24 protein-coding genes are annotated in these 26,627 nt (G+C 47.8%); 18 read left to right on the top strand and 6 right to left on the bottom strand.

What is annotated here, in order from left to right; translation table 11 throughout:
- Positions 1 to 121: 121 nt before the first annotated feature.
- Both KB186_RS10790 and KB186_RS10795 read left to right on the top strand, forming a co-directional pair.
- Positions 122 to 511, top strand: coding sequence for a hypothetical protein (locus KB186_RS10790; protein WP_232773585.1), 390 nt, complete (start codon positions 122 to 124; stop codon positions 509 to 511).
- A 414-nt stretch (positions 512 to 925) separates the two neighbouring features.
- Entirely contained in the window at positions 926 to 1,387 is a 462-nt protein-coding gene (locus KB186_RS10795) for a hypothetical protein (RefSeq protein ID WP_173609058.1), read from the top strand.
- A gap of 97 nt (positions 1,388 to 1,484) precedes the next feature.
- Here the strand turns inward: KB186_RS10795 and KB186_RS10800 are convergent, their stop codons facing one another.
- Positions 1,485 to 1,922, bottom strand: coding sequence for a Dps family protein (locus KB186_RS10800; protein ID WP_232773586.1), 438 nt, complete (start codon positions 1,920 to 1,922; stop codon positions 1,485 to 1,487).
- 87 nt (positions 1,923 to 2,009) lie between these two features.
- On the opposite strand from KB186_RS10800, the gene mobA reads away from it, so the two are divergent.
- Positions 2,010 to 2,642, top strand: coding sequence for a molybdenum cofactor guanylyltransferase (mobA, locus tag KB186_RS10805; protein ID WP_173609056.1), 633 nt, complete (start codon positions 2,010 to 2,012; stop codon positions 2,640 to 2,642).
- 96 nt (positions 2,643 to 2,738) lie between these two features.
- Here the strand turns inward: mobA and KB186_RS10810 are convergent, their stop codons facing one another.
- On the bottom strand, positions 2,739 to 3,200 hold the full coding sequence (locus tag KB186_RS10810) for a hypothetical protein (RefSeq protein WP_232773587.1): 462 nt from the start codon (positions 3,198 to 3,200) through the stop codon (positions 2,739 to 2,741).
- Positions 3,201 to 3,354: 154 nt separating this feature from the next.
- Positions 3,355 to 4,152 carry a formate dehydrogenase accessory sulfurtransferase FdhD gene (fdhD, locus tag KB186_RS10815; protein WP_173609054.1) on the bottom strand — a complete coding sequence of 266 codons (798 nt, stop codon included), beginning with the start codon at positions 4,150 to 4,152 and terminating at the stop codon, positions 3,355 to 3,357.
- 403 nt (positions 4,153 to 4,555) lie between these two features.
- Here fdhD and KB186_RS10820 point away from each other — a divergent pair, with 403 nt between their 5' ends.
- The 7 genes from KB186_RS10820 (at position 4,556) to KB186_RS10850 (ending at position 11,933) form a co-directional block, all read left to right on the top strand.
- Positions 4,556 to 5,830 carry an L-lactate MFS transporter gene (locus tag KB186_RS10820; protein ID WP_285862619.1) on the top strand — a complete coding sequence of 425 codons (1,275 nt, stop codon included), beginning with the start codon at positions 4,556 to 4,558 and terminating at the stop codon, positions 5,828 to 5,830.
- Between the two features lie 53 nt (positions 5,831 to 5,883).
- The gene (locus tag KB186_RS10825) at positions 5,884 to 6,249 is read left to right on the top strand and encodes a Na-translocating system protein MpsC family protein (RefSeq protein ID WP_012684864.1); all 366 of its coding nucleotides are present in this window, start codon (positions 5,884 to 5,886) and stop codon (positions 6,247 to 6,249) included.
- 196 nt (positions 6,250 to 6,445) lie between these two features.
- The gene (locus tag KB186_RS10830) at positions 6,446 to 8,794 is read left to right on the top strand and encodes an FdhF/YdeP family oxidoreductase (RefSeq protein ID WP_232773589.1); all 2,349 of its coding nucleotides are present in this window, start codon (positions 6,446 to 6,448) and stop codon (positions 8,792 to 8,794) included.
- A gap of 42 nt (positions 8,795 to 8,836) precedes the next feature.
- Positions 8,837 to 10,096, top strand: coding sequence for a molybdopterin molybdotransferase MoeA (locus KB186_RS10835; protein ID WP_173609051.1), 1,260 nt, complete (start codon positions 8,837 to 8,839; stop codon positions 10,094 to 10,096).
- A 3-nt stretch (positions 10,097 to 10,099) separates the two neighbouring features.
- On the top strand, positions 10,100 to 10,615 hold the full coding sequence (gene mobB / locus KB186_RS10840) for a molybdopterin-guanine dinucleotide biosynthesis protein B (protein WP_173609050.1): 516 nt from the start codon (positions 10,100 to 10,102) through the stop codon (positions 10,613 to 10,615).
- Positions 10,616 to 10,745: 130 nt separating this feature from the next.
- Entirely contained in the window at positions 10,746 to 11,234 is a 489-nt protein-coding gene (locus KB186_RS10845) for a DUF2199 domain-containing protein (protein WP_173609049.1), read from the top strand.
- A 162-nt stretch (positions 11,235 to 11,396) separates the two neighbouring features.
- Positions 11,397 to 11,933, top strand: coding sequence for a pyridoxamine 5'-phosphate oxidase family protein (locus KB186_RS10850; protein ID WP_173609048.1), 537 nt, complete (start codon positions 11,397 to 11,399; stop codon positions 11,931 to 11,933).
- On the opposite strand, the gene pdxR is transcribed toward KB186_RS10850, so the two are convergent.
- Positions 11,911 to 13,353: a MocR-like pyridoxine biosynthesis transcription factor PdxR gene (pdxR, locus tag KB186_RS10855; protein WP_173609047.1), complete on the bottom strand. Its 1,443-nt coding sequence runs from the start codon at positions 13,351 to 13,353 to the stop codon at positions 11,911 to 11,913. The genes KB186_RS10850 and pdxR overlap by 23 nt on opposite strands.
- A gap of 232 nt (positions 13,354 to 13,585) precedes the next feature.
- On the opposite strand from pdxR, the gene hmpA reads away from it, so the two are divergent.
- The gene (hmpA, locus tag KB186_RS10860; protein WP_232773590.1) at positions 13,586 to 14,803 is read left to right on the top strand and encodes an NO-inducible flavohemoprotein; all 1,218 of its coding nucleotides are present in this window, start codon (positions 13,586 to 13,588) and stop codon (positions 14,801 to 14,803) included.
- Between the two features lie 27 nt (positions 14,804 to 14,830).
- Here hmpA and KB186_RS10865 read toward each other — a convergent pair whose 3' ends face one another.
- On the bottom strand, positions 14,831 to 15,340 hold the full coding sequence (locus tag KB186_RS10865; protein ID WP_173609045.1) for a Crp/Fnr family transcriptional regulator: 510 nt from the start codon (positions 15,338 to 15,340) through the stop codon (positions 14,831 to 14,833).
- A 165-nt stretch (positions 15,341 to 15,505) separates the two neighbouring features.
- Here KB186_RS10865 and KB186_RS10870 point away from each other — a divergent pair, with 165 nt between their 5' ends.
- From KB186_RS10870 to KB186_RS10900, 7 genes are all read left to right on the top strand, one after another.
- Positions 15,506 to 16,447, top strand: a complete 942-nt coding sequence (locus KB186_RS10870; protein WP_221867770.1) for an MBL fold metallo-hydrolase — start codon at positions 15,506 to 15,508, stop codon at positions 16,445 to 16,447.
- 125 nt (positions 16,448 to 16,572) lie between these two features.
- The gene (locus KB186_RS10875) at positions 16,573 to 18,363 is read left to right on the top strand and encodes a M3 family oligoendopeptidase (protein WP_232773592.1); all 1,791 of its coding nucleotides are present in this window, start codon (positions 16,573 to 16,575) and stop codon (positions 18,361 to 18,363) included.
- A 180-nt stretch (positions 18,364 to 18,543) separates the two neighbouring features.
- Positions 18,544 to 19,506: a metal-dependent hydrolase gene (locus tag KB186_RS10880; protein WP_173609043.1), complete on the top strand. Its 963-nt coding sequence runs from the start codon at positions 18,544 to 18,546 to the stop codon at positions 19,504 to 19,506.
- A 386-nt stretch (positions 19,507 to 19,892) separates the two neighbouring features.
- Positions 19,893 to 20,813 (top strand): ArsR/SmtB family transcription factor, encoded by a 921-nt coding sequence (locus KB186_RS10885; RefSeq protein WP_232773593.1) that lies wholly within the window; start codon positions 19,893 to 19,895, stop codon positions 20,811 to 20,813.
- A 51-nt stretch (positions 20,814 to 20,864) separates the two neighbouring features.
- Positions 20,865 to 22,112: an MDR family MFS transporter gene (locus tag KB186_RS10890; RefSeq protein ID WP_232773594.1), complete on the top strand. Its 1,248-nt coding sequence runs from the start codon at positions 20,865 to 20,867 to the stop codon at positions 22,110 to 22,112.
- Between the two features lie 371 nt (positions 22,113 to 22,483).
- Positions 22,484 to 23,656, top strand: a complete 1,173-nt coding sequence (locus tag KB186_RS10895) for a bis-aminopropyl spermidine synthase family protein (RefSeq protein WP_232773595.1) — start codon at positions 22,484 to 22,486, stop codon at positions 23,654 to 23,656.
- 53 nt (positions 23,657 to 23,709) lie between these two features.
- Positions 23,710 to 24,048, top strand: a complete 339-nt coding sequence (locus KB186_RS10900; protein WP_173609040.1) for a DoxX family protein — start codon at positions 23,710 to 23,712, stop codon at positions 24,046 to 24,048.
- A 46-nt stretch (positions 24,049 to 24,094) separates the two neighbouring features.
- Here KB186_RS10900 and helD read toward each other — a convergent pair whose 3' ends face one another.
- Positions 24,095 to 26,455: an RNA polymerase recycling motor HelD gene (gene helD, locus KB186_RS10905; protein ID WP_232773596.1), complete on the bottom strand. Its 2,361-nt coding sequence runs from the start codon at positions 26,453 to 26,455 to the stop codon at positions 24,095 to 24,097.
- Between the last annotated feature and the right edge of the window lie 172 nt (positions 26,456 to 26,627).

Consider the following 26,627-nt stretch of genomic DNA (forward strand, 5'->3'; position numbering starts at 1 on the left):
AGAAATTATCATTATCAAATTTTTACTAAAAACGACAATGTTATTCAAGAAATATTATATTTTGACAATTTATGGAATTAATGGTATATTTCCCTTATCCAAAATATAGGAGGTTATTTTCGTGAAAAAAGTCCTACTAGCATTGACTCTAGTATTTGCTGTATCGTCTTCTGCATTTGCTGCAAGTTCGGAAACAGAGCCTAACAATACCTTTGAAACGGCTGATTCCTTTACAATAAACACAAGCATTTCAGGAACTACTGATTTCGATGACCGAGATTATTTTGTTTTTCAAGCAAACAAGACTGGGAAAGTTCGCGTTACCCTGACACATACGAATGACAAAGGGGCCCCAGCATTCCAAGTATATGAACAAGACCGCACTAAGATTGGAACTTCTGACTACAGCACCCCGATGGAGATCAATGTAGTTGCAGGTAAAAATTACTATGTGCAAGTATTGGGAATAATCGGTTACCCATCCTATACTGTATCCGCTGAAAATCTGTAATCAAGGATTGGCTAAAAAATAGAAAACTCAGTTGCAGAACAGCTTCGGTACGGATTAAGACATATGCGACTTGTGATTACGGATCGATTGAGGAAGACAGCTTGATAATCTACAGAAGGAACCTGTCCAATTGTGGATGGGTTTTTTTCTGTAAATAATAGGACAAATAACTTTCGCAAATTATCGCTCATATCGGCGGTGCTGATCCGGAAGCGAGATTGACGATCATTAAGATGCACCGTGTAATCGTTAAAGGAATTACTGTTGAAGCTCGGAAACGTTCGTGTGGAGTGTAATTTGCACGTGTGGATGGAGCGGGGCCAAATTCCCCCGTTTCCAACTAGTTCGAATTATATTATCATTGGATATAATTCCATCATTCTACTTTTTGCGAAAAGGGGAATACATAACGCAATGTTTAACGAACGGAAAGCGTTACAAATGACATTGCAGGCCATGCTAGAGCAGCGTATGGCACTGCGTCGACATTACGTCGATCAGGACAAGCAGTTGGGAGCTGACATCAAGCAGCTTTTGAGCCGCATTCGTGAGTTGGATAACGAAGCCGGAATCGGAGACGAAGAGAGCCCTGACGATGTAACTTTGGCAACAGAGGAATTTTCGGATGATTTGATGAAGCGAATGAAGGTGAGAAAGGCGCACATTCGTCATGATTATGTGGAAGTTGCGAAGCACATCGAAAACCTGTTACGGGAAGCGATGTCTCCAATGTCATTGGCTGATCTCTGCTCCGTGTTGAAAGCACGGCACCAGGTAGAGTTTGCGAGTCCCTACATTGGTGTACAGAAGTCATTAAAGTATTTGCCCCAAGTAAAAGTAGAAAAGGACGGGCGGAAACTGATTTTTTCACTCTAGGCAATCAGGGTGAGAGAGGCAGTTTCACGGGAGGCAAGACCCAAAAAAGGCGATGTGTCTATGCACAATCGCCTTTTGGTGTCTATGATTGTCTTGCTTATTGCAAGAAGGATTTGAGCATCCAAATGTGTTTTTCCAGGCTGCTGCGGATTCCCAACAGCATATCGGCTGTCCCTTCATCGTCCGCTTGATCAGCTGTTTCCATAGCCAGCTTCAACTCGTCTACAAGAATGGAGAAGTCTCTCGTGATCGTTTCTACCATTTGATCAGCTGTTTCGCCTCCTTCTGCTTCGGTGACGCTTGCAGTGTTCAGACATGCAGCCAGAGTCGCTACAGGCTTTCCACCGATGGAGAGGACGCGTTCAGCAAGGGTATCGAGATTTGCTGCTGCTTCGTTGTACAATTCCTCAAATTTTGCGTGGAGTGTAAAGAAGTGAGGTCCTTTTACATTCCAGTGAAAATTGTGTAGTTTCGTATAGAGGACTGTCCAGTTCGCCACTTGTTTATTGAGAACGCTGTAGAGTGTGTTTTCCATCGAGAATCTCTCCTTATTTATAATTATTATTTGTTTAAACTTATTATAAACTAATAAGGATTATTGTCAACACCCAGGAGGAAATTTATGTCGCAGCTGCGTATCGGTGCGGTTATTTTAGCAGGCGGAAAAAGCAGCAGAATGGGCTCTCCAAAGCAAAAATTACCATGGAGGGACGGAACCTTTTTAACAGAGTTGGTAAAGGAGGTACAAGCGATTGGCTTGTCTTGTTTCATTGTAGCGAACGATTTTTCGGGCACTCAAGTGACACAAAAGGAACAAATTGATGAACAGCCCGTCACAATAACTCCTGATCTGGTACCATCCTGCGGTCCTGTCAGTGGGTTGGTTACTGCTTTTCGCGTAAGTACCGAGGATGCTTTGCTGGTGTTGTCCTGCGACCTACCTTTTATGGATCGTGTACAAATAGCGAAATTCATTGAATTTGCCAGAGAGAGGGACGAGTGGGATGTGATTGTTGCCCAATCAGAAGGCCGAACCCATCCATTATGTGCTGTGTACCATCGGAGAACGCAGAGTAATTGGGAGCAGGCTCTTTTGAATGGACAGCGAAGATTAATGCGAACTTTAGATGAACTGCGAGTGGTGCCCTTGCCTGATGAATGCTTGGACCCTTGGGCTGTATATAATGTCAACACACCTGAAGAGTACGAACAGGCAAAACTTGAAGAAAAACGCAGAAAGACAGGACATGCTTGAGACGTGTCCTGTCTTTTGTTTGGAAAAAAGGGGCTTTTCATAAAGGGCTATCATACAAGCGTTTCTCTGGACAAACCGTATGAATAGTAGTGATGGCTAACGAAAGGAGGGAGCGCAATGACAAGAAAGTGCAAAAAACAAGGCAAACACCACGGTCACCACTGTTGTTGCAAAAAACCCGACAAACACGACCACCACTGTTGCGACAAAAAAACCGAAAAGAATTACGACCACCACTGCTGTTGCAAAAAAACCGACAAATATTACGACCACCACTGCTGCTGCAAAAAACGTGACAAGTATTACGGTCACCACTGCTGTTGCAAGAAACACGACGATTATTACGAGCCACAATGCTGCTGCAAAAAGCATGAACATTGCCACGATCACTGCTGTTACTGCAATGACCATGATTGCAAAGGCACTGAAAAACATGACCACCACTGTTGCAAGAAGCAAGACATAGATGATGAAGACGAAGAAGAGGACGACGACGAAGACAAAGATGAAGAAGATGATGAGGACGAAGACGAAGACGACCACGGCCACTGCAAGCATAAAAAGAAACGCTGCTGCTGCAAATAAAAAATTCCCACGTTGAAAGAAAGAACAAAAGCCCGAGATGCTAACTCGGGCTTTGAGATTACCAGATGAAAAAATATAGAAAAGCGGGAAGGCTCTAAGCTTGTCCCGCTTTTGATTGATTCCTTCTTTAAGGCAGAAGAATTCTTTCGGCTTGTGTATACACGTTCATTTTGTCATTGCGGATAAATCCGACTGCGGTGAGCTTCAGCTCATCTGCCAGTTGAAGGGCGAGATCAGTTGGAGCGGACTTGGACAAAATGATGCCAGCACCAATCTTGGCAGCCTTGAGCAGCACCTCAGACGAGATGCGTCCACTAAATACTAGAATTTTGTCCGTGGTGGAAATGTTATCTTGCAAGCATTTCCCATAGATTTTGTCGAGCGCATTGTGACGCCCGATATCGGAGTACTGAAGCAAAACTTCATCCGGTGTACAGAGGGCTGCATTGTGGACACCACCTGTTTGGCGGTGAATCTCAGACGACGCTTGCAATTCCTTCATCAGGCGCATGCATTGAGCGGGGGTGACAGTTGTTGTGCTTTCAACAGGCTTTGCTGTGCGCGCATCGCTAAAAAAGTAAAAGGACTGTCTGCTTTTTCCGCAGCAGGAAGTAATTCTGCGTTTGGAGTAAAAGCTCTGGGACAAAATTGTTTCTTTATGCAAATCAACGTAAGCAAATCCTTGGGCCTCATTAATCGTAAGCTGCTTGATTTCCGAGTAGCTCTTGATGACGCCTTCGGCTGCGAGAAAACCGATGACCATCTCTTCCAGGTCGGCCGGAGTACATACGATTGTAGCGAATTCCTCATCGTTGAGAAAAATCGTGAGGGGGTACTCGGTGACGATTTCGTCGTCTTCCCAGCCATGTTGGTCAGCCGAAATTTTTAACACGGGCAGTCGGGTGGTGATGGTTAGATCGGACATACGGGCCTCCTTTTTGTCGAAATTATGAAGTTTTCATGGCTATTTTGTGAGGAAAATATTGTCGAGTGAACGCTTACATGGTAGTATACTATGTGAGATGAAAAGTGTCATAAAATTTTCGTCTTTCCATGTATTCATAGCGTAAGGACAGATTGACACGGAGCAGCGACCCTGCCACCGATTATTTTGTAGCCTTGCAGCGAAAATTACATAGTGAACACAATGCTTGTTGATGCTGATGTAGCGTTCCTGCTGATGATTAACTGCTGTGTTTCATCGTAGTCCTCGTTTCCATTTGTGGAGACCTGGGTGAGTCGGTGAAATCGGCAGTTTTTCTTTTTTTCGAGAAGGCTGTTGATGGATCCACAGCATGCACAAGACCATTGCAAAGGAGATGAATGATTTGGAACAAAAAGTGAAAAACCGCTGGCTTATCGCGTTGGCTGCGGTAGGCATCCACATCTCGATTGGGTCGGTATACGCCTGGAGTGTATTCACCAAGCCAATTACTGAGCAATTCGGCTGGGACTTGCCGGATGTTCAATTTACGTTTAGCATTGCGATCTTGTTCTTGGGGCTGTCTGCTGCCTTCCTCGGTCATTATGTCGAAAAGCACGGCCCGCGCAAAGCTGGTATTCTCGCATCGATCTTTTTTGGAGTAGGAACTGTCGGGGCTGGCTTGGCGATTCAATTGAGCAGCTTGCCTCTGTTGTACGTATGTTATGGAGTGCTGGGCGGTATTGGACTTGGGGTAGGTTATATTACGCCAGTATCGACTCTGGTCAAATGGTTTCCGGATCGCCGCGGTTTAGCAACGGGTCTTGCCATTATGGGCTTTGGTTTTGCTTCCATGATTGCCAGTCCGATTATGAACGCTTTGATTGCAAATGTAGGAATCGCGAACACCTTTTATATTTTGGGTCTTATATATTTTGTTGTAATGTTGGCTTCTGCTCAATATTTGGCTCCACCTCCTAAAGGCTGGGTACCGGCTGGATTTTCCGCTGAGGGAACAGTTGGCAGCAAGCAAATCAAAAAAGATTTGTGCCAATTGACTGCCAACGAAGCGATCAAGACACGCCGTTTTTACTGGCTGTGGCTGATGCTGTTTATCAACGTGACATGTGGGATCGCTGTTATTTCGGTAGCATCGCCGATGGCGCAAGAAATGGTGGGGATGTCTGTCGGAACAGCAGCACTGATGGTAGGGCTAAACGGTTTGTTCAACGGTGGTGGACGAATCGGCTGGGCGTCTCTGTCTGATTTCATTGGACGACCAAATACGTACACAGCTTTCTTTGCTATCCAAATGGTACTGTTCTTCTTGTTGCCGAATATGTCCAATCCGATCTTGTTCATGGTAGCGATGTTCATCATTATGACCTGTTACGGTGGTGGCTTTGCATCCATTCCGGCGTACATTGGTGACCTGTTTGGAACGAAGCAATTGGGCGCAATTCACGGTTATATTTTGACGGCATGGGCTGCTGCCGGCTTGGCAGGACCGATCTTTGCAGCATGGGTTCGCAAGACGACAGAAAGCTATACAGGAACCATGAGTGTTTTCGCAGGAATGTTCGTTGTCGCTCTGGTGATCTCGCTAGTAATCCGTCTGGATATCAAAAAACTGAAGGAAGAAGCCAAACAAAGAGAAAAGTCTGTTGAATTGGCTAGTTAATCAATGGTAAAGTTTAAATAGAGAATGATTTGAAGTAAAGGTGATTTTCCTCGATGAATAAGTTCGAAGCAGAATTCAGTAATTTGGTCAGGGCTTTCCGAAAGCGCCATATGGGAAAGGGACCTAGCAAGATCAGCACCACGTTCTGCAAGAACTGGGCGATCTGCGAGATGGAAGGCAACCTTTCTCCGGTGGAAAAGTTCATCGCCACTTCGGAAGACGGAAAGCAGACATTACGAGCTGCCCGAACCGAAATGGTCAAAGAGATCTATCGGAAACACCAGCCAGTTGACATGGAAGCGTTTCTTGGAGCAAAACTCGTTGATCTATTCGTCGATATTGACATCGAACGGGATTTTGGAATGTCGATCTTTGTTTTTGATCAAGACATCGAAAAGAAAATGAAAAACGAACCGTAAGTCTAAACGAAGCAGCGTCCCTGTTCACCGGCTTAGACGTAACGGAATTCGCGAAAAGCAAACACGAAGTTGAGACTAGGTAGCGAACCTGCCGTAGACAACCACCGTGAACACGCTCTTTTCCTATAGGACAAGGGACGGTTTCATGGTGGTTTTTTTCGTCTCAATGGAGTTTATTAGAGGGGAGACTAAAGAAATGGGCAAGACCAAGCATGGCGGACCAATTAAGCTGGATACTTCGTGGAAGCCTTCCTTATGGGCTTCACTGATGCCGATGGGGCTCGGGAAAATCAAGCCGCATCACATTCGGGATACGATGAAGGTGGCCTATGACAATCGCGATAATTTGGGTTATGCCTATCGCATTTTGACCCAAGGGGTATGTGATGGCTGCGCTCTCGGCGTATCCGGCCTCTACGATCAGACGTTGACTGGTCCGCATTTGTGCACCACGCGACTGAACGTCCTGCGTCTCAATACCATGCCTGCCATGGATGCCAAATGGTTTGAGGATGTAAATGCGCTGCGTAAGCTATCCAGCGCAGAATTGCGCAAGCTGGGAAGAATTCCGTATCCGCTTTCAAGAAAACCAGGCGAAAACAAGTTCACCCGCATTAGTTGGGATGAAGCGTTAAACCGCATCGCGAGAAAAATCAAAAACATCAGCCCGAAACAGCTGGCCTTTTTCTTGACCGCTCGTGGGATTACCAACGAGGTATACTACACAGCAGCTAAAATGGCTCGTTTCCTCGGAACCAACAACATCGACAACGCATCACGTATTTGTCACTCGCCGAGTAAGACAGCACTGAAGCGGTCGGTTGGGATTGGTGCATCGAGCTGTAACTATCAGGATTGGATCGGTACCGATGTGCTCGTATTCTGGGGCTCTGTACCAGGCAACAACCAGCCTGTATCAACGAAATACATGTATGCTGCGAAAAAAGCAGGAACGAAAATTATCCTGATCAACCCGTACAGAGAGCCAGCGATGGAGAAGTACTGGATTCCATCTGTACCGGATAGTGCTTTGTTCGGGACGAAGATTGCGGACGATTTCTACCAAGTGAACATTGGCGGCGACATCGCATTCATGAACGGTGTGATGAAGATTTGGTTCGAGATGGAGGAAGCCAAGCCAGGTTCTGCGATCAATCATGAATTCATCAAGGAGCACGCGAACGGAATCGAGGAGCTGCGCAAGCATGTGATGAATGAATCGTGGGATAAGATCGTAGAATCCTCCGGTCTCAGCCGCGAGCGTATCAAAGAATTCGCAGAACTGCTCGCCAACTCCAAAAATGGTGTATTCGTATGGAGTATGGGTCTGACCCAGCACAAATTCGGTACGGACAATATTTCTCAAGTAGCCAATCTGGCCATCCTTCGTGGATTCTTGGGTCGCAAGCACACTGGTCTCATGCCGATTCGCGGACACTCCGGCGTACAAGGCTCCGGTGAAATGGGTGCCGATCCGTTCAGCTTGCCAGGTGGAGATTTTGAAGAAAAATCCTGGAACCGCATTGAAAAGATCTGGAACTTCCCGATCCCGAAATGGCAAGGAGATATCGTCGGTATTTCTTTGGAAAATGCAGTGTTGCCGGATGGACATGAGCGTAAGACGAGATTGTTCTATACGAGTGGCGGCAACTTCCTGGAGACGATGCCAGATCCGGACTTCATGCAAAAATGCTTGGAGAGCATAGAAGTGCGTGTACATCAGGACATCATTTTCAACACATCCACGCTGGTGGATGCGAAGGAAGAAGTCATCGTACTGCCAGCAATGACTCGCTACGAGCAGCCGGGTGGCGGTACATCGACAAGTACAGAGCGTATGGTTTACTTCAGTGCCGAAGTGGAAGGGCCTCGTATTGAAGAAGCTCGTTCTGAATGGGAGATTTACGTAGATCTGGCGGCACGGGTCAATCCAGAGAAAAAGCATCTGATGCACTTCTCAAGCGCAGCTGAAATTCGCGCAGAGATTGCCTTGGCCAATCCGAACTACGATGGTATCCAGCATCTGAAAAACCGTGGAGATGTTTTCCAATGGGGCGGTGCATGGTTGTGTGAAGGCGGCGTATGCCCGACACCGGATGGCCGAGCGAATCTGATTCCGATTGAGATTCCGGATTTGAACAAGCCAGAGGGACACTTCTATGTAACAACTCGTCGCGGTAAGCAGTTCAACTCGATGATTTATAGCAAGAAAGACCCGTTCAACAATGCAGACCGTTATGATATCCTGATCAATGCAGAGGATGCAAAAGAACTGCGCATTGCAGAAGGCGAAAACATCGTCGTTTACAATAAATATGGTACGTTCCAAGGACGTGCCAAATTCGAGGACACCAGACGCGGAAACATTCAAGTGCACTGGCCGGAAGGGAATGTACTCATTCCGAAGGGTGTATACGAGACATACGCAGGTATTCCCGAATACAATACAGCCGTGAAGGTTGAAAAAGCGGACACTTTCCACGCCAACAAAGATTTGAAATATGTGGAGAGAGAAGTAGAAGATTTGGAAGTAAACGTCGGCTGACGAGCTGCAGCAATGGGTGGTCAAGATTAGGGGGAACAAGCCATGCGTTTTTCGCGACAAACACTCTCGGTTGAGGAAGCGATGAGCAAGCTGTTGGCTAAATTGCTAACGGGGAGAACGGAACAAGTGCAGATCGGGGAGGCATACGGGCGAATACTTGCCACTGATCTACGTGCAACATACGATTTGCCGCACTTTGACCGCTCGCCGCTGGATGGATTTGCCGTGAGAGCTGACGATACGGTTGGGGCCTCCGTTGATCACCCGATTACGCTAACAGTGCTAGAGACGGTTGCGGCCGGGCAAGTACCTACCAAAGAATTGAAAAAGGGCTGCGCGACTCGGATCATGACAGGCGCGATGATGCCTGCGGGTGCGGATGCGGTCATCATGTTTGAGCAAACGTACAACCCAGCCGAAGAGGCGGATGCTGTGCGAATCAAGCGTGAGATGAAGCCTGGGGAAAATGTATCGCGTCGCGGTGAAGAGATGGCCAAAGAAACGATCATTGCCAAGGCGGGTGAGCGGATTAACGCAGGTACTCTCGCCAGCTTGGCTACGTTTGGCTATTCGCAGGTAGAGGTGTTCTGCAAGCCGCGTGTCGGTCTGATTTCGACTGGAAGCGAGCTGTTGGAGATTGATCAGCCGCTTGCTCCAGGCAAAATTCGCAACAGTAATACGGTGATGCTGACTGCCTTGATTGCCGAGGCAGGGGGCATCCCTGTTTCGTTTTCAAGATTGCCGGATGATTTGTTGGTGGCGAAGGCGAAAATTAGTGAATGCTTGCGGGACGTGGATCTGGTCATTTCAAGCGGCGGTGTGTCCGTTGGGGATTTTGATGTGATCGCGGCTTTAGTGGATGAGCCTGAGGTGGAGCTTTTGTTCAACCGGATCGCAATACGTCCAGGAAGTCCGACGACGGCCATGATTATGGAAGGCAAGCCTTTTATTGCCCTATCAGGGAATCCGGGTGCCTGTTTTCTCGGGTTTGAATTATTTGCGCGAGCAGCCATTCGTCGCATCTCGGGAGAAGCCCACGTCGTGCAACAGGTGATTAAGGCGAGACTCGGCGTCGATTATACGAAGCCTTGTCCATACCCGCGTTATCTGCGAGGGAAGCTCCTCGAAAAAGACGGGACTTTGCACGCAATCCCTGATTTCAATGAAAAGGCAGGGAATCTGGGGACGTTGAAGGACAGCGAATGCTTTATGATCATACCAGCCGGGGGAAGCGGGAAAACAGCAGGAGAGCTGGTTGATGTTCTTACCCATGCGGCCCCAACCTGGAGAAGAGAGGGATAGCGTATGGTCAAGCCACCTTGTGTTTTGCAGATGGTCGGTTATTCAAACAGTGGCAAGACGACGCTGCTCACTAAGCTCATTCCGATTCTCGAAAAGGCTGGGATAAGAGTTGGGGTCATCAAGCATGATGGCGGACACGATTTTGAGTGGGATCAACCTGGGAAGGACACTTGGCGTTATCGTGAAGCCGGGGCCTCGCTAGTGGCTATCACATCCAAAACGAAAACGGCCATCGTGGAGCAAAAGCCGCAAGAGCTGTCCGTCCTGATCCAGCGTCTGGCAGATGCCGGGGCCCAGCTCGTTTTGGTCGAAGGCTTCAAGCGTGAAGGCTATCCAAAGCTCGTCCTGCTTCGCAGGCCAGAAGATGAAGAGCTCTTATCTATCGTTACGCATCTGGTAGGGATCGTAGGTTGGTCGGAAAAGCCTCAGCCGGGGTTGCCCTTTTTCGATATTAATGACATAGACAACATAGCCAATTTTGTAAGGGAACGGGTTTCCGTTTGGCGTTGTCAAAACTGATTAGAAACATTGAGATCATTCCAGCTTGATTGGGGATGATCTTTTTTTGTAGCATGGCAGATGATCCATGTAATGAAAAATGTGGTAATGTAAATAAAAAATCGGCGAGAAATGATAAGGAGCAAAGAACATGAAATGCCCTCATTGTCACAACGAATTAAATGAACTGCCTTTCTGTTATGGAATAGAAGCGCCACATTATTTTTACATGGTACCAGAAGAGAAACGAACAGAATTAATCAGAGACTTTTGTGTAATTGATGAACAGCATTTCTTTATTAGAGGACATATTGAAATACCAATAATAGATAGTCATGAGAAATTTATATGGAGTGTTTGGGTTTCTCTTAGTGAAGAAAACTTTTTGAGATCGAATGAATTGCTGCACGTAGAAGGAAGAGAAAGTGAAGAACCGTATTTTGGCTGGTTATCGACTGAACTTTCCATCTATCCAGAAACCACCCTATCCTTAAAGACATGGGTACATACACAAAAAGTTGGTGTGGTACCCTTCATAGAATTAGAACAAACGAATCATCCACTTGCGGTTGAACAAAGAGAAGGAATTACAATGGAGAGAGTGAAAGAAATTGCTCATTTCATCAATCATACCGAGTAATCAGAAAATGCCTGCTGCCGGGATGTTCCGGCAGCTTTTTCGTTTTCTCATGACTTAGACGATAGCTTATGGATTGCTTCAATTAGGCAGTTTTGGACGTATATATTCAATCCAATGGCTGATAAACTTGCAGCATATTTCAAAAAAATAGGAGTGATAACAATGGATGGAGTGCGTTACAAAATAAGAGAAGTATTAGATAAGAGCAAGATTGAGACATTTTTGCAGCAAGCTAGAATCGGGCATCTTGGAATGGTCGATGGTCATCTGCCGTATGTAGTTCCGCTCAATTTTGTTTGGACAAATGGGAAGCTTTATTTCCATGGTGCCACCGGCGGGAGAAGAAATCAGGTTATGGATGCTAATCCAGAGGTCTGTTTTACGGTTTGCGAAGAATATGGAACGATTACTGATCCGGTGCCAGCTAAGACGGACACAGCGTATATGAGTGTAATGATTTTTGGCAAGGCACAGCCTATCGTTGATCTGGATGAAGCTACATACATGCTGCAAGAAATGATGAATAAGTATGTGCCAGGCTACTATAATCGGCCTTTACCCAAGCAGCACGTAGACAAATACCGTTCAGCAGTATTCGGTGGTCCGGTTCAGGTGTACCGGATAGATCCACAGCATATCACTGCGAAAGAAAACCCAATAGAAGAAGAAAAAATGTTCAAACCTGGTAAAAACGTATAATCTCCGCAAGACGAAAAATGCCTTCTTGAATGGTGGATTCATCTACTTTAGCAAAACCCAGCACCCATCCTTTTCGATCGCATCTCAAACAATACTTGCTAAGAGGATAAACACGGATTCCTTTTTCCAGTGCCAGGATCGTCGCGGCTTTTTCATCAAACGATTGATCAGCTTCAAGAAGGATATGCAATCCCGTTTCTACGCCGCTTAGTGTGAAGTGTTCGACGAGACCTGTCGTGATGATGGCCTTCGTCATGGCTTCATGTCTGCGCCGATAAACATTTCGAACCCGTCTCATATGGCGCATGAAATGACCATGCTCAATAAAATGAGTAAGCGTTAATTGCTCCATAATCGGAAGATGTCGATAGGTTAATTCATGGACGTGGGCGAGCTGACGAATGGCCTCTTTGGGACCAACGATTGCCGATATCCGTATACCAGGAGCAATCATTTTGGAAAAACTCATCATATACAACGTGTTCTGAGGTCGCTGACTGAACAAGGTCGGAAGTGGGTCGCCGCGATAGCGAAATTCGCTGTCGTAATCATCCTCAACAATCCAAAACTGCTGCTCGGCAGCCATGTGTAACAATTGTTGCCTGCGAGGTTCGGACATAATGACTCCAACCGCACACTGATGCGATGGCGTAACATAGACAAGCTTGGACCCCGGATGAATCTGGTCTGCGCATAACCCGTACTCGTCAACTGGAACGGAGACAACCTGCATACGCCGATACTTCATTGCCATCCAGGCAGCAGGGAAGCCAGGATCTTCTACAGAAACGGTATCCCCTTCATGTAAAAGGGCTTGGGCGATCAGATCGATGCTATGTTGTGCACCTGAGGTTAACATGATTTGATCGATATTTACATGAATGCCCCGTTCAAGTGACAAGTAACGTTGAATCTGTTCTCGTAGCGGTTGGTATCCATAGGCATTGCCATAAGCCCAACTGTCCAGATTCGTTTCTGTGGAAGCCTGTAAAAACGAACGCCTCCAAATTTTTTGAAAATGTTCGTCCAGATATGGCTCATGGGGACTGAAATCGACCTCAACCTTTTGACGATCTCTGTCCCCGAACCAACCTTGCAAATGACCGATTGTAGCGTTTAATAAAGGCAATTCGGGAGGGGCAGGTCCTTCGGGCGCAGCAACCTCTAAAGGACGAGTTGCATAAATCCATTCGCTAACTCTCGTTCCACCGCGGCGAGAGGTGACAGTGTAGCCGCGGCTGAATAACTCCTCATAAACAATCTGTATGGTTGAACGGGAAACGCCAATTAGAGAAGCGAGTTCGCGGGAGGGTAGTAGCAATTCACCTGGCTGCCATTTTCCAGAGGTAATATTATGGATCGCTTGGTCCAGCAGTTGCTGCCAGATTGGACGCTTGTCATCTCGGTTTACGGTTAGCATTCATTCACCTTCAGTATTTTTGATGGAATTTAATAACAATCCATTGGTTGATATGCTAACATGGCAAACCTTTTTTTTGCAACAAGACGGTTGGGGGACGACTTTTTCTTAAGACATTTTGAAATTGTCACAAATCGTTTCTATTTCCTGTGACCAGAATCACATGTGCATGCGTGAACCTCCCGTACACTTGAAATATAGAAAGAACGAAGCACTTCAAGGAGGTTCTACAATGTTAAGCCAAAAAACCATTGAAATCATAAAATCAACCGTTCCTGTACTAGAGGTGCACGGAACTGCCATTACAAAACGTTTTTATCAAATGATGTTTGCCAAGCACCCTGAGCTTCTTAATATTTTCAACCATGCCAATCAAAAGCAGGGAAGACAGCAAACAGCTCTGGCCAATGCGGTGTATGCTGCGGCTTTGTATATTGATAAGCTGGAAACAATTTTGCCTGTTGTGAAGCAGATTGGACACAAGCACCGCAGCTTGGGAGTAAAGGCCGAACACTACCCAATCGTCGGGGAAAACCTGCTTGCTGCGATCAAGGACGTACTTGGGGATGCCGCTACGGACGAGATTTTACAGGCGTGGGCAGAAGCGTATGGCGTCATTGCGGATGCCTTCATCGGTGTAGAACACGAAATGTATGAAGAGGCGAGCGGGCAGCCCGGAGGATGGGGAGATTTCAGAGAGTTTATCGTCCAACGCAAGGTGAAGGAAAGTGACGTAATCACTTCCTTCTATCTGGTTCCGGCAGATGGTCAACCGATTTCCAGCTATGAGCCAGGGCAGTATATCAGCGTCAAGGTAGAATTACCGGGTGAGGAATTTACTCACATTCGCCAGTACAGTCTCTCTGATGCGCCAGGGAATGCGTACTACCGCATTTCTGTCAAACGCGAGGATGCGATGCAGGATAAGCCAGCAGGAAAAGTATCCGTTTATTTGTCTGAAGAAGTGAAGGAAGGAGATAGCCTGCAGCTGTCTGCTCCGGCAGGAGATTTTACCTTGCAGCAAGAGGACAGCCGTCCGGTTGTGCTGCTCAGTGGCGGTGTAGGATTGACCCCAATGATCAGCATGCTGAACACACTGATCAAATCGGGAACAGACCGTCCGATCACCTTCATTCACGCAGCCAAAAACGGAAAAGTGCATGCCATGAAGCAGGCAGTGGAGGAGCTGGCCGCAAAACATCCACAGCTTTCTGTTCACTGGTGCTATACACAGCCGACCGAACAAGATCGATTGAACGGTGCTTTCCAGAAAGAAGGATATATCGATTTGCCGTGGCTGCAAAAGGTCATCGATACAAAAGAGGCGAGCTACTATTTCTGTGGTCCAATTCCATTCATGAAGACGATCAACGGTGCTCTGTTGGAATGGGGAGTGCCAGCAGAAGACATTCATTTTGAGTTTTTTGGTCCGGCAGCGACCTTGGCATAAAGAGGCTCTCACGAAAAAAACTCAAGCTTACTCGCGATTCGCAGCTTGAGCCCGCAGCAGTCGATTTACCGTCTCGCGGCGAAGCCCGATGAGTTGACCGATTTCATCCTGAGTCAGTAACTCCGAAAGCGAGGCGACAGGGATGAATGACTGAAACCAAAGCTGGAGCTTGCGAAGCTTTTCAGCAGGAGAGACTTCGGTCAGTTGGTCGATACGCTGCTGCATCATCCGTAGCTTCCCTTGCAGCTGTAGCGCGATATCACGACACTTTTCAGGATTGTCATCCAGATGGCGATACCAATCCGGGGCAGACAGCACTTCGATCTCACAGGTCACGAGAGCGATTGCTGTCCCGTAATAGGGATTCGGGCTCATCAATGAATGATGCGGAATGATCTCATCTGGAACGATGATGTTGACCAGCGTCAATGCTCCGTCTGCATGTACCCGAACGATTTTTAACAGACCGCTCTTCAGATGATAGAGCGGTCCTGTTTCTCCTTGTCGAAACAGGACTTCTCCCTTGTGCAGGATCATGGGTTTCTCCTCGATTCTCTACGTTTTTCTCTAGCAATTATAGCAAGCCCGGCAAGAGGAAGTAAGCAAGCGTAAAAAGCAGTTTGCCGCTTTTTTAGGCTTGCTACAGCAATAATGCCTTTTGCTATAATGGGGAAATCACAGATGGATAAAGGGAGTTGTCTGATGCTCAACTTTTTTACATGGGTCGGCTTCGTAGTGGGGGTACTCACGCTCGGATTGATTGGCTATGTGGCTTACCGCTACTGGTACCATATGGGACAGCTTCCGAAGCCGGAGTTTCGTCATCTGGACACGAAAAAGCCAATGCCTGCCGACTGGAGTCATGATGAGGTTACATTTACATGGATCGGCCACTCGACGATTCTGTTGAATATGTTTGGTACGAAAATACTGACGGATCCGGTTTTGGGCGAGAAGCTCGGGATTAAGCTTGCGGGTGTCCATTTTGGTCCCAAACGCTTTACGCCTCCTGCCCTCGACTTTGCTGAAATTGGTGAGGTAGATATCATTTTGCTCTCGCATGCCCATTTGGATCATGTCGATCTGCCTACCTTGCAGAAATTAGCGAATCGCTCCACACATGTCATTACAGCGCACCAGACGAGCAAACTGTTCAAGCATATGCCATTTGGTTCATATGAGGAAATGCAGCCGGGAGAAGTCATTACAACCAAAGAAGGAATGACGATTACGGCGATTCCTGTCCGACACTGGGGCAACCGCTTTCCATGGAATCATGAGTATGGCTACAACGGCTATATGATTGAGAAAAATGGCGTGCGTATCCTCTATCCAGGCGATACGGCTTATATCTCCATGGAAAATTTGCCGAAGCAATTCGGGCCTATTGATCTGGTGTTCATGCCGATCGGCGCCTACAAGCCGGACTCTTATCAAGCCGCGCATTGTACGCCAGAGCAAGCATGGCAGATGTTCAAGGAGACCAAAGCCAAGTGGCTGGTGCCTATTCACTGGAATACGTTTGTGCTCTCGCGTGAGCCAGTTGATGAGCCGTTCGAGCGTTTGTTGGCAGCAGCGGGGGACGAGAGGGATAGGATCGTTGTTGAAAAACAAGGGGAGACGTTTTCGATCCCTGTTCAATAGGTGTGAAAAGTTGGCGACTGCTTATATGGCAGTCGCTTTTCTAACGATATGAATAAATGGGGAGGGAATAGCTACCTTATTATAGAAATATTTTTATCGAAGGAGTTTTTTGAGGAGGGGTACATATGACAAAAGCATTGCCACAACGCTGGGATATGGATGCAATTTTTCCTGGTGGCAGTGAATCAGAGGATTTTCGAGCGTTTTTAGGGACTGTGGAAGGGGATATTGCGAACCTAAAAGCGCGTTTCGAGCAATCTGGCGCTGGTTTGCATGAAACAGTCGCTTTCAAGGAAGTGATCACTCATGTTCAAAGCATTGCAGTCCGTGTGAGACAAGCAGGTGCATTTATTTCCTGCCTGACTGCTCAAAATGTAAAGGATGAGCCAGCCAAGCTGCTGGGTGGTCGTGTAAAGAGTATCTCGGCTGCGTTTGGTGCAGTATTGACGCGCTGGGAAGAGCAACTGCTGGCTATCGACGAGGCTGCATGGGAGAATCTGTTGGCAGACGAAGACTTGCAACCTCTTGCTTTTGTGCTGAATGAGCGCCGCCGCCGTGCACAGGAAAAGCTGTCGCCTGAACAAGAAGTGCTGGCAAACGATTTAGCCGTAGACGGGTATCACGCTTGGCAAGATTTGTACAATGCTGTCGTGGGACGAATGAGTATTGAGGTTGAGGTCAATGGCGAGACGAAGCAGATGTCCGTCGGGCAAGCTTCTAACCTGATGAGCAGTCCTGACCGTGCTGTTCGTGCCCAGGTTTTTGAAAAGTGGAAAGAAGCTTGGGGCAAGGAAACGGAGTTGTGCGCGCAGGCGCTGAATCACTTGGGTGGTTTCCGTCTCTCACTGTACCGTCATCGCGGCTGGGATTCCGTCCTGCGTGAACCGCTGGATATTGGACGGATGCAGGAAAAAACACTCGACGCGATGTGGCAGGCCATCGACAATCGCAAGAATCGTCTGGTTGCCTACCTGGAGCGCAAGGCAAAGCTCCTCGGGGTAGACAAGCTGAGCTGGTACGATGTAGGAGCTCCAGTCGGCAAGGTACATAAAGAAGTGTCTTACGATGAAGCGGCTGCGCTGATCGTTGAGCACTTCAATCGTTTTAATCCGAGCATGGCTGAGTTTGCGCAAAAGGCATTCGATGAGGGGTGGATCGAGGCAGAAGATCGTCCTGGCAAGCGCCCAGGCGGATTCTGCACGAGCTTCCCAGTCAGCAAGCAGTCCCGCGTGTTCATGACGTATGCGGGAAGCGCAAGCAATGTATCCACACTGGCACATGAGCTGGGGCATGCGTATCACCAGCAAGTCATGTGGGATTTGCCAGCCCTTAACCAAAACTATGCGATGAACGTAGCGGAAACAGCATCGACCTTCGCAGAGATGATCCTCGCTGACGCTGCTGTGAAAAATGCAGCGAATGACGATGAGAAACTGGTGCTGTTGGAAGATAAGCTGCAATCCATCGTTGCGTTTTTCATGAACATCCACGCTCGCTTTATTTTCGAGAAAAATTTCTACGAGAAGCGCAAAGAAGGTCTCGTTAGCCCGGCTGATCTCGACCGAATCATGGAAGAGGCGCAAAAGCAAGCGTACAACGGCGCTTTGGCAGATTATGAGCCGCACTTCTGGGCATCCAAGCTGCATTTCTACATCACGTCGTATCCGTTCTACAACTTCCCGTACACATTCGGGTACTTGTTCAGCATGAGTGTCTATGCGCGTGCGCTCGAAGAAGGTGAGAGCTTCGCGCCGAAATACGATGCACTGCTCCAAGATACGGGCCGCCTGATGGTGGAAGACTTGGCGAAGAAGCATCTCGGTGAGGATATGACGACAGTTGAGTTCTGGCAAAAAGCTGTTGATCTGGCTGTGGCAGACATCGACGAATTCCTGCGCCTGACAGAAGAAGCATAAATTCACGAATAAATAAGTACCAAGCAGTCTGTCACTATTCTGACAGGCTGCTTTTTCGTTGAGAGATTGTTAATGTTGCAGAAGAAATCTTCGGATAACATTTACCTGCGGTTTATAGAATCCTCGCTATTTTTTCGTACAGTAAAAGGGGAGGGAGTACTTGTAAAGGGAGGCATCGTAATGGACACTGGTAGTCATCTTTTGTTGGGTGTCACACTGGCGGGGTTAGCTCATATCACGCCGGCAGTGGCGCATGATCCGGCGCTTGCTCAGGCGCTGATGGTCGCAACGGTAGTGGGTTCTCATGCCCCGGATTTCGACACTGTGGCCAGACTTCGCGGTATTTCTTTTTACATTCGCTTTCATCGGGGAATTACCCATTCGATTCCCGCCTTGTTTCTATGGCCCCTCATTATCAGTCTTCCTCTTGCCTGGGGGTTTGGTCTCATGGGGCAGCTCGGGATTTTGTACGGATGGACGCTGTTGGCTGTTGTGCTGCATGTTTTTCTCGATATGCTAAACGCCTATGGAGTCCAGTGTATTCGCCCTATTAGCAGGCGCTGGGTGCATTTGGATGTACTTGCGATTTTTGAGCCACTGGTGTTCGCGATCCATCTGGCAGCGGCGATATGGTGGATAGCTTTTAGAGGAGATCCCAGCGTGCTGTTTCCGGTAGCATATGGCATGACGCTCGTGTATATTGGCGTGCGGGCTTGGCAGCATCACCGTAACGTCAGACGGGTAGCAAGGGCATTGGAAACAAGCGGCATATCCCATGTCTTCCCGAGCATACATCCTTTTCACTGGCGATTCGTCGTAGAGACGGAAGAACGGTTTTACACTGGGAGAATCGAGTATGCACGCGTAATAGTGGAGGATATGTATCCGAAGCAGCAGCGTGATGCAATCATTCAGGCTACTGTCGGTGTGGATGGTGTTCGTGCTTTTCTCGGATTTGCTCAACGAATCCACGTCACGTGGAAGGAGATTGCCGACGGTTACGAAGTCACATGGAGCGATGTGCGCTTTTGGTACAACCGCAAGCTGCCTTTTGGCGTAGATGTTGTTTTGGATCGTGATTTGAACGTTGTTAATCATCGGTTGGGTTGGCGAAAAAAAGCGTGGGACCCGCCGTTTGTATAAGGGAAGCTAGTATAGGTAAGCCTCGTCAGTTAGTGAAGCTGGGGGCTTACTTTTTTTGTGTGAACAAGGCACCTCAGCGTCTGCTTCTTACATTGTTTCAGTAAAGCTTTTGCCAAAGGTTTAAGTGGTATCGATAAACCAACAAAGCTGGTAAGAAGAAAAAGCACAGGGCTCGTAGACCTTGACAACGCCTCCCCTTTTGGAAGTGGAGACGGACAGTGAATCCCCCCTGCTGGCGTGTCAGAGTCGAAGAGCACTGGCTTTTTCTTCTCCTCCACTATGTTGACCCCATTAAGGACCTTTATCGCTATTCTAACGAAATGGTGCTAGGCAAAATCTAACAAGAATGATACACTGAAAAAAACTAAATGTTCGATGGTGATAGAATGAATGGATTATATTCGATCAGAATAGAATGGTCTCCTGCGTATGAATGTATCATTAGCCTCTACACTTACATTCACGAAAAGGAGCGCAAGCATTGTTTGCTTGGTACGGCTTGGTTTGAGGAGACAAAACAAAAACTCCCGGCGTCTTTTGCAGATGAACTCGCAGATGAACGCTGGGAAGTACTTCACCGCTTGGTGCTGCTAGTAGCGCAATCACCCCAGACCAAATCCGTTGAAGAATTTCTTGGGTGGCTGGAAAGCATTCCTCCCGGTGAAATTTATGAGCGTCTCGCGCCATGGGTGGAGACGATCCCGCTGAACTTGGGGGAAATCCGTGATCGCAGCCTAGTGTTGCTTACCCAGTGGAATGACCATTATTTTTCGAAGGTGGACCCACGCATTTTGGAGAGTTTGCAACGGAGCGCTGATGAGCTGACAGTCCGCGCTAAAGAAACGCCTCCAATTGATTTGGTCGATCATGTTACGAACGGCATTTGGATTGAGCCGATGGCAGATTTGCGAGAGGTTGTTGTGATCCCGCAATACCATTGTGCCCATTCTTCTGTCCTCGACTTTTATCGGGGGCTTGCCACTTGTATGTACCCTGTTAAAGATGCGGCAACAGCCAAACCACAGCCGATCCTCGAGCTGTTGCCCATCACACAGTGCCTGGCTGATGAGAAGCGCCTGCAAATCTTGCGCTGCCTGGCAAAAAAGACGTGCACTCTCGGGGAACTACAGAAGCAAGTATCCTTAGCAAAAAGCACCGTCCATCATCATGTAACCGCGTTGCGCAGAGCGGGACTGATTCGTGCTCATTACACAGGAAGTACGACGGTTTCCTACTACAGTCTGCGAGAAGCCTTTGTCGAGCGTCTCCCGGTCTTGCTTCGTTCCTTCTTCCATACATCAGAGTAATTTTGCTTTTGAAAATAGCATGATTTTGTTGAGAGGGTAGGTTGAATCAGAATGAGCAGTGTGAGCAAAATGAGGCAAGTGTGGGAGGCGTACCACCCGATTGTTCATCTGTTGATGGCAGGGACGGTGTTCGTTCAGCTCACCCAATCGATGAGCATCCCTTTTCTGGCCATCTATCTCGGTGAAACGACGAAGCTCTCTCACGCCTATATTGGACTGATTATCGGGGCAGGTCCTTTGGCTGGAACAGTAGGGGGATTTGTTGGCGGGATTCTCTCGGATTTGTTTGGCAGACAAAAGCTGATGTTCTTTTCCTTGCTTGCTATGGCGTGCTCGATGATCGGCTTCATTACAGTGGCTCATCCGATCAGTTTGCTGTTAATCAGTTTGGTTATGGGATTGGCGGCATCTATTTTTGCGACGGTTTCAAAAGCGCTGATGGGAGACTTGACCCCTGAGCATAAACGTTTTCGTGTGTTCTCGAATCGCTATCTTGCGAACAATCTAGGTTTCGCGATTGGTCCTATGCTCGGTGCTTTTTTGGGGATTTCCGGCAGCAATCTGGCGTTTATTCTGACTGCGGTGTCCTTGGTGAGCTTTGCCGTCATTTTATTAGTGGCATGTCGGAGATGTGGCGTCACTGATGACGGTGGGGGGAACGGAGAGGTAGAGAGAGCCAGTTTGGGTGAGATCTGGCAAGTACTCAGAAGGGATGTCGTTCTTCTTACCTTTGTCACAGGTGGAATCCTGTTAGTGACGGTGTATGGTCAGATGTCTGTTACGCTCTCCCAATACTTGCGGGAAAACTTTTCGGAGGGAGTCGCCTTGTTTGGAACCTTGATGAGCGTCAACGGATTTACTGTCCTGCTTTTGCAAATTCCTTTAACGAGGCTGGTTGAGCGTTTTTCCTTGTTTGCGAGGATAGCAGGCGGTGCTGTATTGATGGCCATAGGAGAGGTCGGCTTTGCTTTTTCGCCAGATTGGACGTGGTTTATTACAGCGATGATCGTTTTTACGCTTGGGGAAATCTTGATCATACCGGCGGAGTATGCGCAAATCGACGAGATCAGTCCCGCGAATATGAGAGGGACTTACTACGGGGCACAAAGCGCAACGATGCTCGGCAGTTTTCTTGGACCATGGGCAGGTGGTATGGTGCTCACCGCATATGGTGGCCCTGTGATGTTTATGGTCATGGCAGTATTGGCGCTGGTCAGCTTGATCTTTTATTGGCTGGGGCGCAGCTTGCATGAAAAGCGGAAGCAGCCCAGAAATGCAATTGTAGAGACTTCCATGTAGCTTCTTGCCGATTGATTGCGATTGCCGTATAATGGAAAGTATCTTTTTCAAAAGGGGACGTTTTGATGTCGGTGTGTGTTCTTAACTAAGCAACTGGATAGGGTACTCCCAGTATTTTGGCAAAAACCACATTTCATGTCGGCTTATTTGCTATGGAAAAAGGGAGGCCTTGATTAGTTAAGAACTTACGGTCATCCATCTACCCATTTGCTCGACTACGGGAACCGTGCTCTTACGCACGGTTTTTTTGCGTGACTATCCACACGCACGTAGCGAACGTATGCCCTCAAGGCGGAGATGAACGAATGTTCATGCTCTGCCTTTTTGCATGGCATCGATGGGTCCATCCCTTTTGAAAAGAGGTTCTCTACATGAAAAATTATATCGAAGACACCTATAAAAAAGTCCGTTTACAAGAAGGACAACGAGTGATCGAACAATTTTTGCTTGCGTGTTATTTTCAGCCGGGTTTGCCTACGAAAGAGCTGGCGAGAAAGGTACTCTTGCCTGTACCTGTGGCGACTGCGATCAAAAAAGAGCTGATCAAGGCAGGTGCCATACAGCAGGGGAGCGGGGTGAGATGCACCTCAGAAGGGGAGGCGTTCATTGAACAAAAGCTAGGGTATGGTGGGCTGGATCGAGAGCTGTACGAAAAGCTGATGAGAGACGATGAAGCTTGGAAAACAGAACTGGCTGACTTGCAAGCGGAGATGGAGACGATTTTTGCTGGGCGTCCGCAAGTCGATGTACAGATCGATCAGTCCAAATGCACAGTCGAGACGAGCTTGCGCAGGGCAATCTTATGCTTGCGGCATCAAAGCTTGGTGGGCAAAAAAATATTATGCGTCGGGGATGATGATTTGGTCAGCATCTCACTGGGGCTTTTGCTCAAGCGCTTGTTTCCAGGGAATCAGCAACGTCCAGAGCAAATTGACGTAGTCGATATCGATGAACGCTTTCTCCAGTACATTACGGATGTGTCAAAGCAAAATGCATTGTCCGTAGCCTGCCATCAGGCTGATTTGCGGCAGCCGCTGCCGAAGAAGCTGCAGGGTGGGTACAATTGCTTTTTTACTGATCCACCTTACACACTGCAAGGAATGGCTCTGTTTTTATCCCGCGGAATTAGTGGGCTGCAAAAGCAAAAAGGACTGTCCATCTTCCTGTCCTTTGCACATAAATCGCCTGATTTCACGCTGAATATGCAACGGGAGTTCGTGCGGGCAGGCTTGACCGTACGAGAGGTACTCAGTCATTTCAATGAATACGAAGCGGCGCAAATAATTGGAAACAAGGGACAGATGATCGTGCTTACCACAACAGAGCTGACGGCTCCGACGATCAAGCATCCATTTCTGGAGTCGCTGTACACAGGCGAAGAGACTCCTTCCAAGCGTGAGTATCAATGCAAGCGCTGCAAAAGATCGATTCAGGTAGGGGCACAGGCAAAAATAGTGACGATCGAACAATTGAAAAAACGCGGCTGCCCTCGTTGCAAGCACCAAAGCTTTGAGCTGTTGTCCCGCCGAAGAGCACAAGACTGATTGTACGCAAGTGGGCATAAGGTAGTGGTGGAGGGGAGGGAGAAAAAGAGAAGATGGCTTACGAAAAAGCGTTTGTTTTATTGCGGATCGCGACGGGAATCTTGTTTTTCATCCATGGCATAGCCAAACTTCAAAAAGGGATGGCTGCTGTTGTGACGACGTTTAGTGATCTCGGTTTGCCGGGGTGGCTGGCGTATGTGGTTTTGATCGTAGAATTGATCGGCGGTCTCGCTCTGATCATCGGAGTCGGGGCGAGATATGCTGCCTGGGGATTAGCTGCGATCATGGCAGGTGCGATTGTGACAGTGAAATGGGCGAAAGGCTTTGTCGGCGGTTATGAGATGGATTTGATCCTGTTGCTTGTCACGATTTGTGTGGGGCTAAAAAGGTGAAAAAGAGATCCGGCTGAACCAGTAAGCGGTCAGCTGGATCTCTTTTTTAAACAAACAGCTCGTAATACGCAGGAGAAACGTTATCTAAAAACGGACTTTTTTCACCCGAATAGTATAGGTGCAGCTCGTGCATGGCTCGTGTACATGCCGTGTAAAAAAGCTTGCGTTCACTTTCTTCGCCGTAGCATGCAGCGGAAGCATCATAAAGGATGACCGCATCGAACTCCACCCCTTTTGCCAAGTAAGAGGGTATGATCAAGATTCCTTTTTCAAAGGAAAGAGTAGCGGGCTTGATCAGGCGAATTGGCAATTTCTCCTGCAAAGCGTCATGAACGACTTGGGCTTCCTCTAGTGTTTTTGTGATAACAGCGATCGTTTGATGACCGCGATCTGTGAGCTCACGTATGCGTGCTTCGATTTGGTCGGTATGAGCTTGAGGTGATGTCACTTTGGTTAGCGTTGGCAAGCGACCTTCACGCATAAAAGGCTCAATCATATCCCCATCTCGTAGCAGTTGTCGTGTAAACAAGACGATGGGATAGGTGGAGCGGTAGCTTTTGGTCAGGACGAAGGTCTCCGTCTCTTCAGGCTCAAACAGGGATGTGACAGCATCAAAGCTATTCTGGTGATACGCATGGGCGTAAATCGCCTGATTCCAGTCTCCCAGCACGGTCATTTTGGCACGGGGAAACAAGCTTTTGATGAGAGCAAACTGAAAGGCGGAGTAGTCCTGGGCTTCATCGAGAAAGACATGACGGACGAGGTTGTTCGTCTGCTTGCCCTCCAATCGTTCCTGCAAATACAAATAAGGAGGGATATCTTCACATGCCAAATACTGTTGCTCTAAACGATCTGCTGTCTGTTCGCACACTGCGGGCCACTTGTCTAATCCATCATGTTGGAGAGTATTTGGAGCAAGCGTCCCGAGCAAGTCAGGTGACAAGAAGAGCTGGCGGTAAATAGCGCGAGTATCAATAAATTGGAGTTCCCGGATAAAATCGCGCAGAGGCTGAAACTGTTTTTTGACGATCCAGTTGGCTAAGAGCTCCTGCTCGCGTTCGAAGTCATCAAAGGTATCCTCCCGAAACTGCTTTTTGCGGCGCAGCGATTGATAGGCAGCCACGTAAGCGTCTCGGTCTAGCAGCTCCATTTCATCTTCTACCCATGGTTTTGAGCGTTCGCGCTGTTCCAGTTTTTTCAGCTCTGTCAGCAGTGATTTCGCAACGAGTACCATCCGATTGGGGATTGGCAGACTCGTATCGAGAGAATAAAACAGCTCATGGATGTGAGCCGCACTGATCAGAGTCTGGTTTCTAAATATAACGGGGCGAAACATGATACCAGATTGCTTCAGGCTATTCGCGTATTTATCCATGGCCTGTAAAAACAAGGAGCTTGATTTGAAACGGATTCCTTCCAGCCGCGCCTCGTATCCTGACTGATCACTTGCTGTCAGTACATACTCCATCTGTTCAAGCGGGTTTTCCAGGCGGAATTCGTCACCGAGACGATGCTCCGCGTATTCCTGAAAAGTCGTTTGCTGCATATTTTCCTCGCCGAGCTCAGGAAGAACGGTCGAGACGTAGCTGTTAAACAAAGAGTTGGGCGAAAACAAGACGATTTGCTCTGCCGTCAATGTCTTGCGATAACGGTATAGCAAATAAGCGATTCGTTGCAAGGCCGCAGAAGTTTTTCCGCTACCGGCAGCTCCGGAGACGATGACGAGTCGGCTGCGTTCATTTCGGATGATGCGGTTTTGATCCCGTTGGATCGTGGCCACGATGCTTTTCATCTGCGAATCAGCCTGTTTGCCGAGTACTTCCTGAAGCAGTTCGTCGCCAATCGTCACCCCCGTATCAAACAGATGCAGCAATTTGCCGTCGCGAATGATGTATTGTCTTTTGCACGTAATCTCTCCATTAACGCTTCCGCTCGGGGTATTGTACGTTGCTGGCCCCGGCGAGTAGTCGTAATACAGACTGGAAATCGGAGCGCGCCAGTCATAGACGAGAAACTCCTCGTCGTTTTTATCCAGCAAAGAAGCAATGCCGAGATAGATGGCTTCTGGCTTCGATTCCAGCTCTTCTTGAAAATCAATCCTGCCAAAATAGGGAGAGTGCAACAAGCGCTGCAGCGTACGCAACTGATTTTGGGCATGGCGATGGATGCGTTCACGCTCGGACAGGACTTCCGCTTGCTGCTTGATACTGGCGTAAGTCTCTACAGCTTCGATCGCATCCTCGAAGTTGACTGTCACGTCGTCCCAAAAATGCTTGCGAATTCCGATGATATCCTCGCTCACGACATTCACATGCTCTTTGAGGTCATCTATTCGGTTCTTTATCTCTGAGATGACTTGTTCAACACGTTGTTGTTCGTTTTGCCTATCTTGATCAGTCACGCTCATGGTACCGCTCCTTTTTCGTTCCCCATTTTTTGACCTGAAGGTTTGACAATCGAAAGTGAATGTGATACTATTATATTGGAGATAAAATAGCTACATATTATCGATTGACCGACAGACCAATTCTCATTTTATCATGTGATAATTGGCTTTTCAACATGGTATAGGAAAAATA

This window comes from Brevibacillus sp. AF8, assembly GCF_021270385.1.
Lineage (GTDB): Bacteria > Bacillota > Bacilli > Brevibacillales > Brevibacillaceae > Brevibacillus.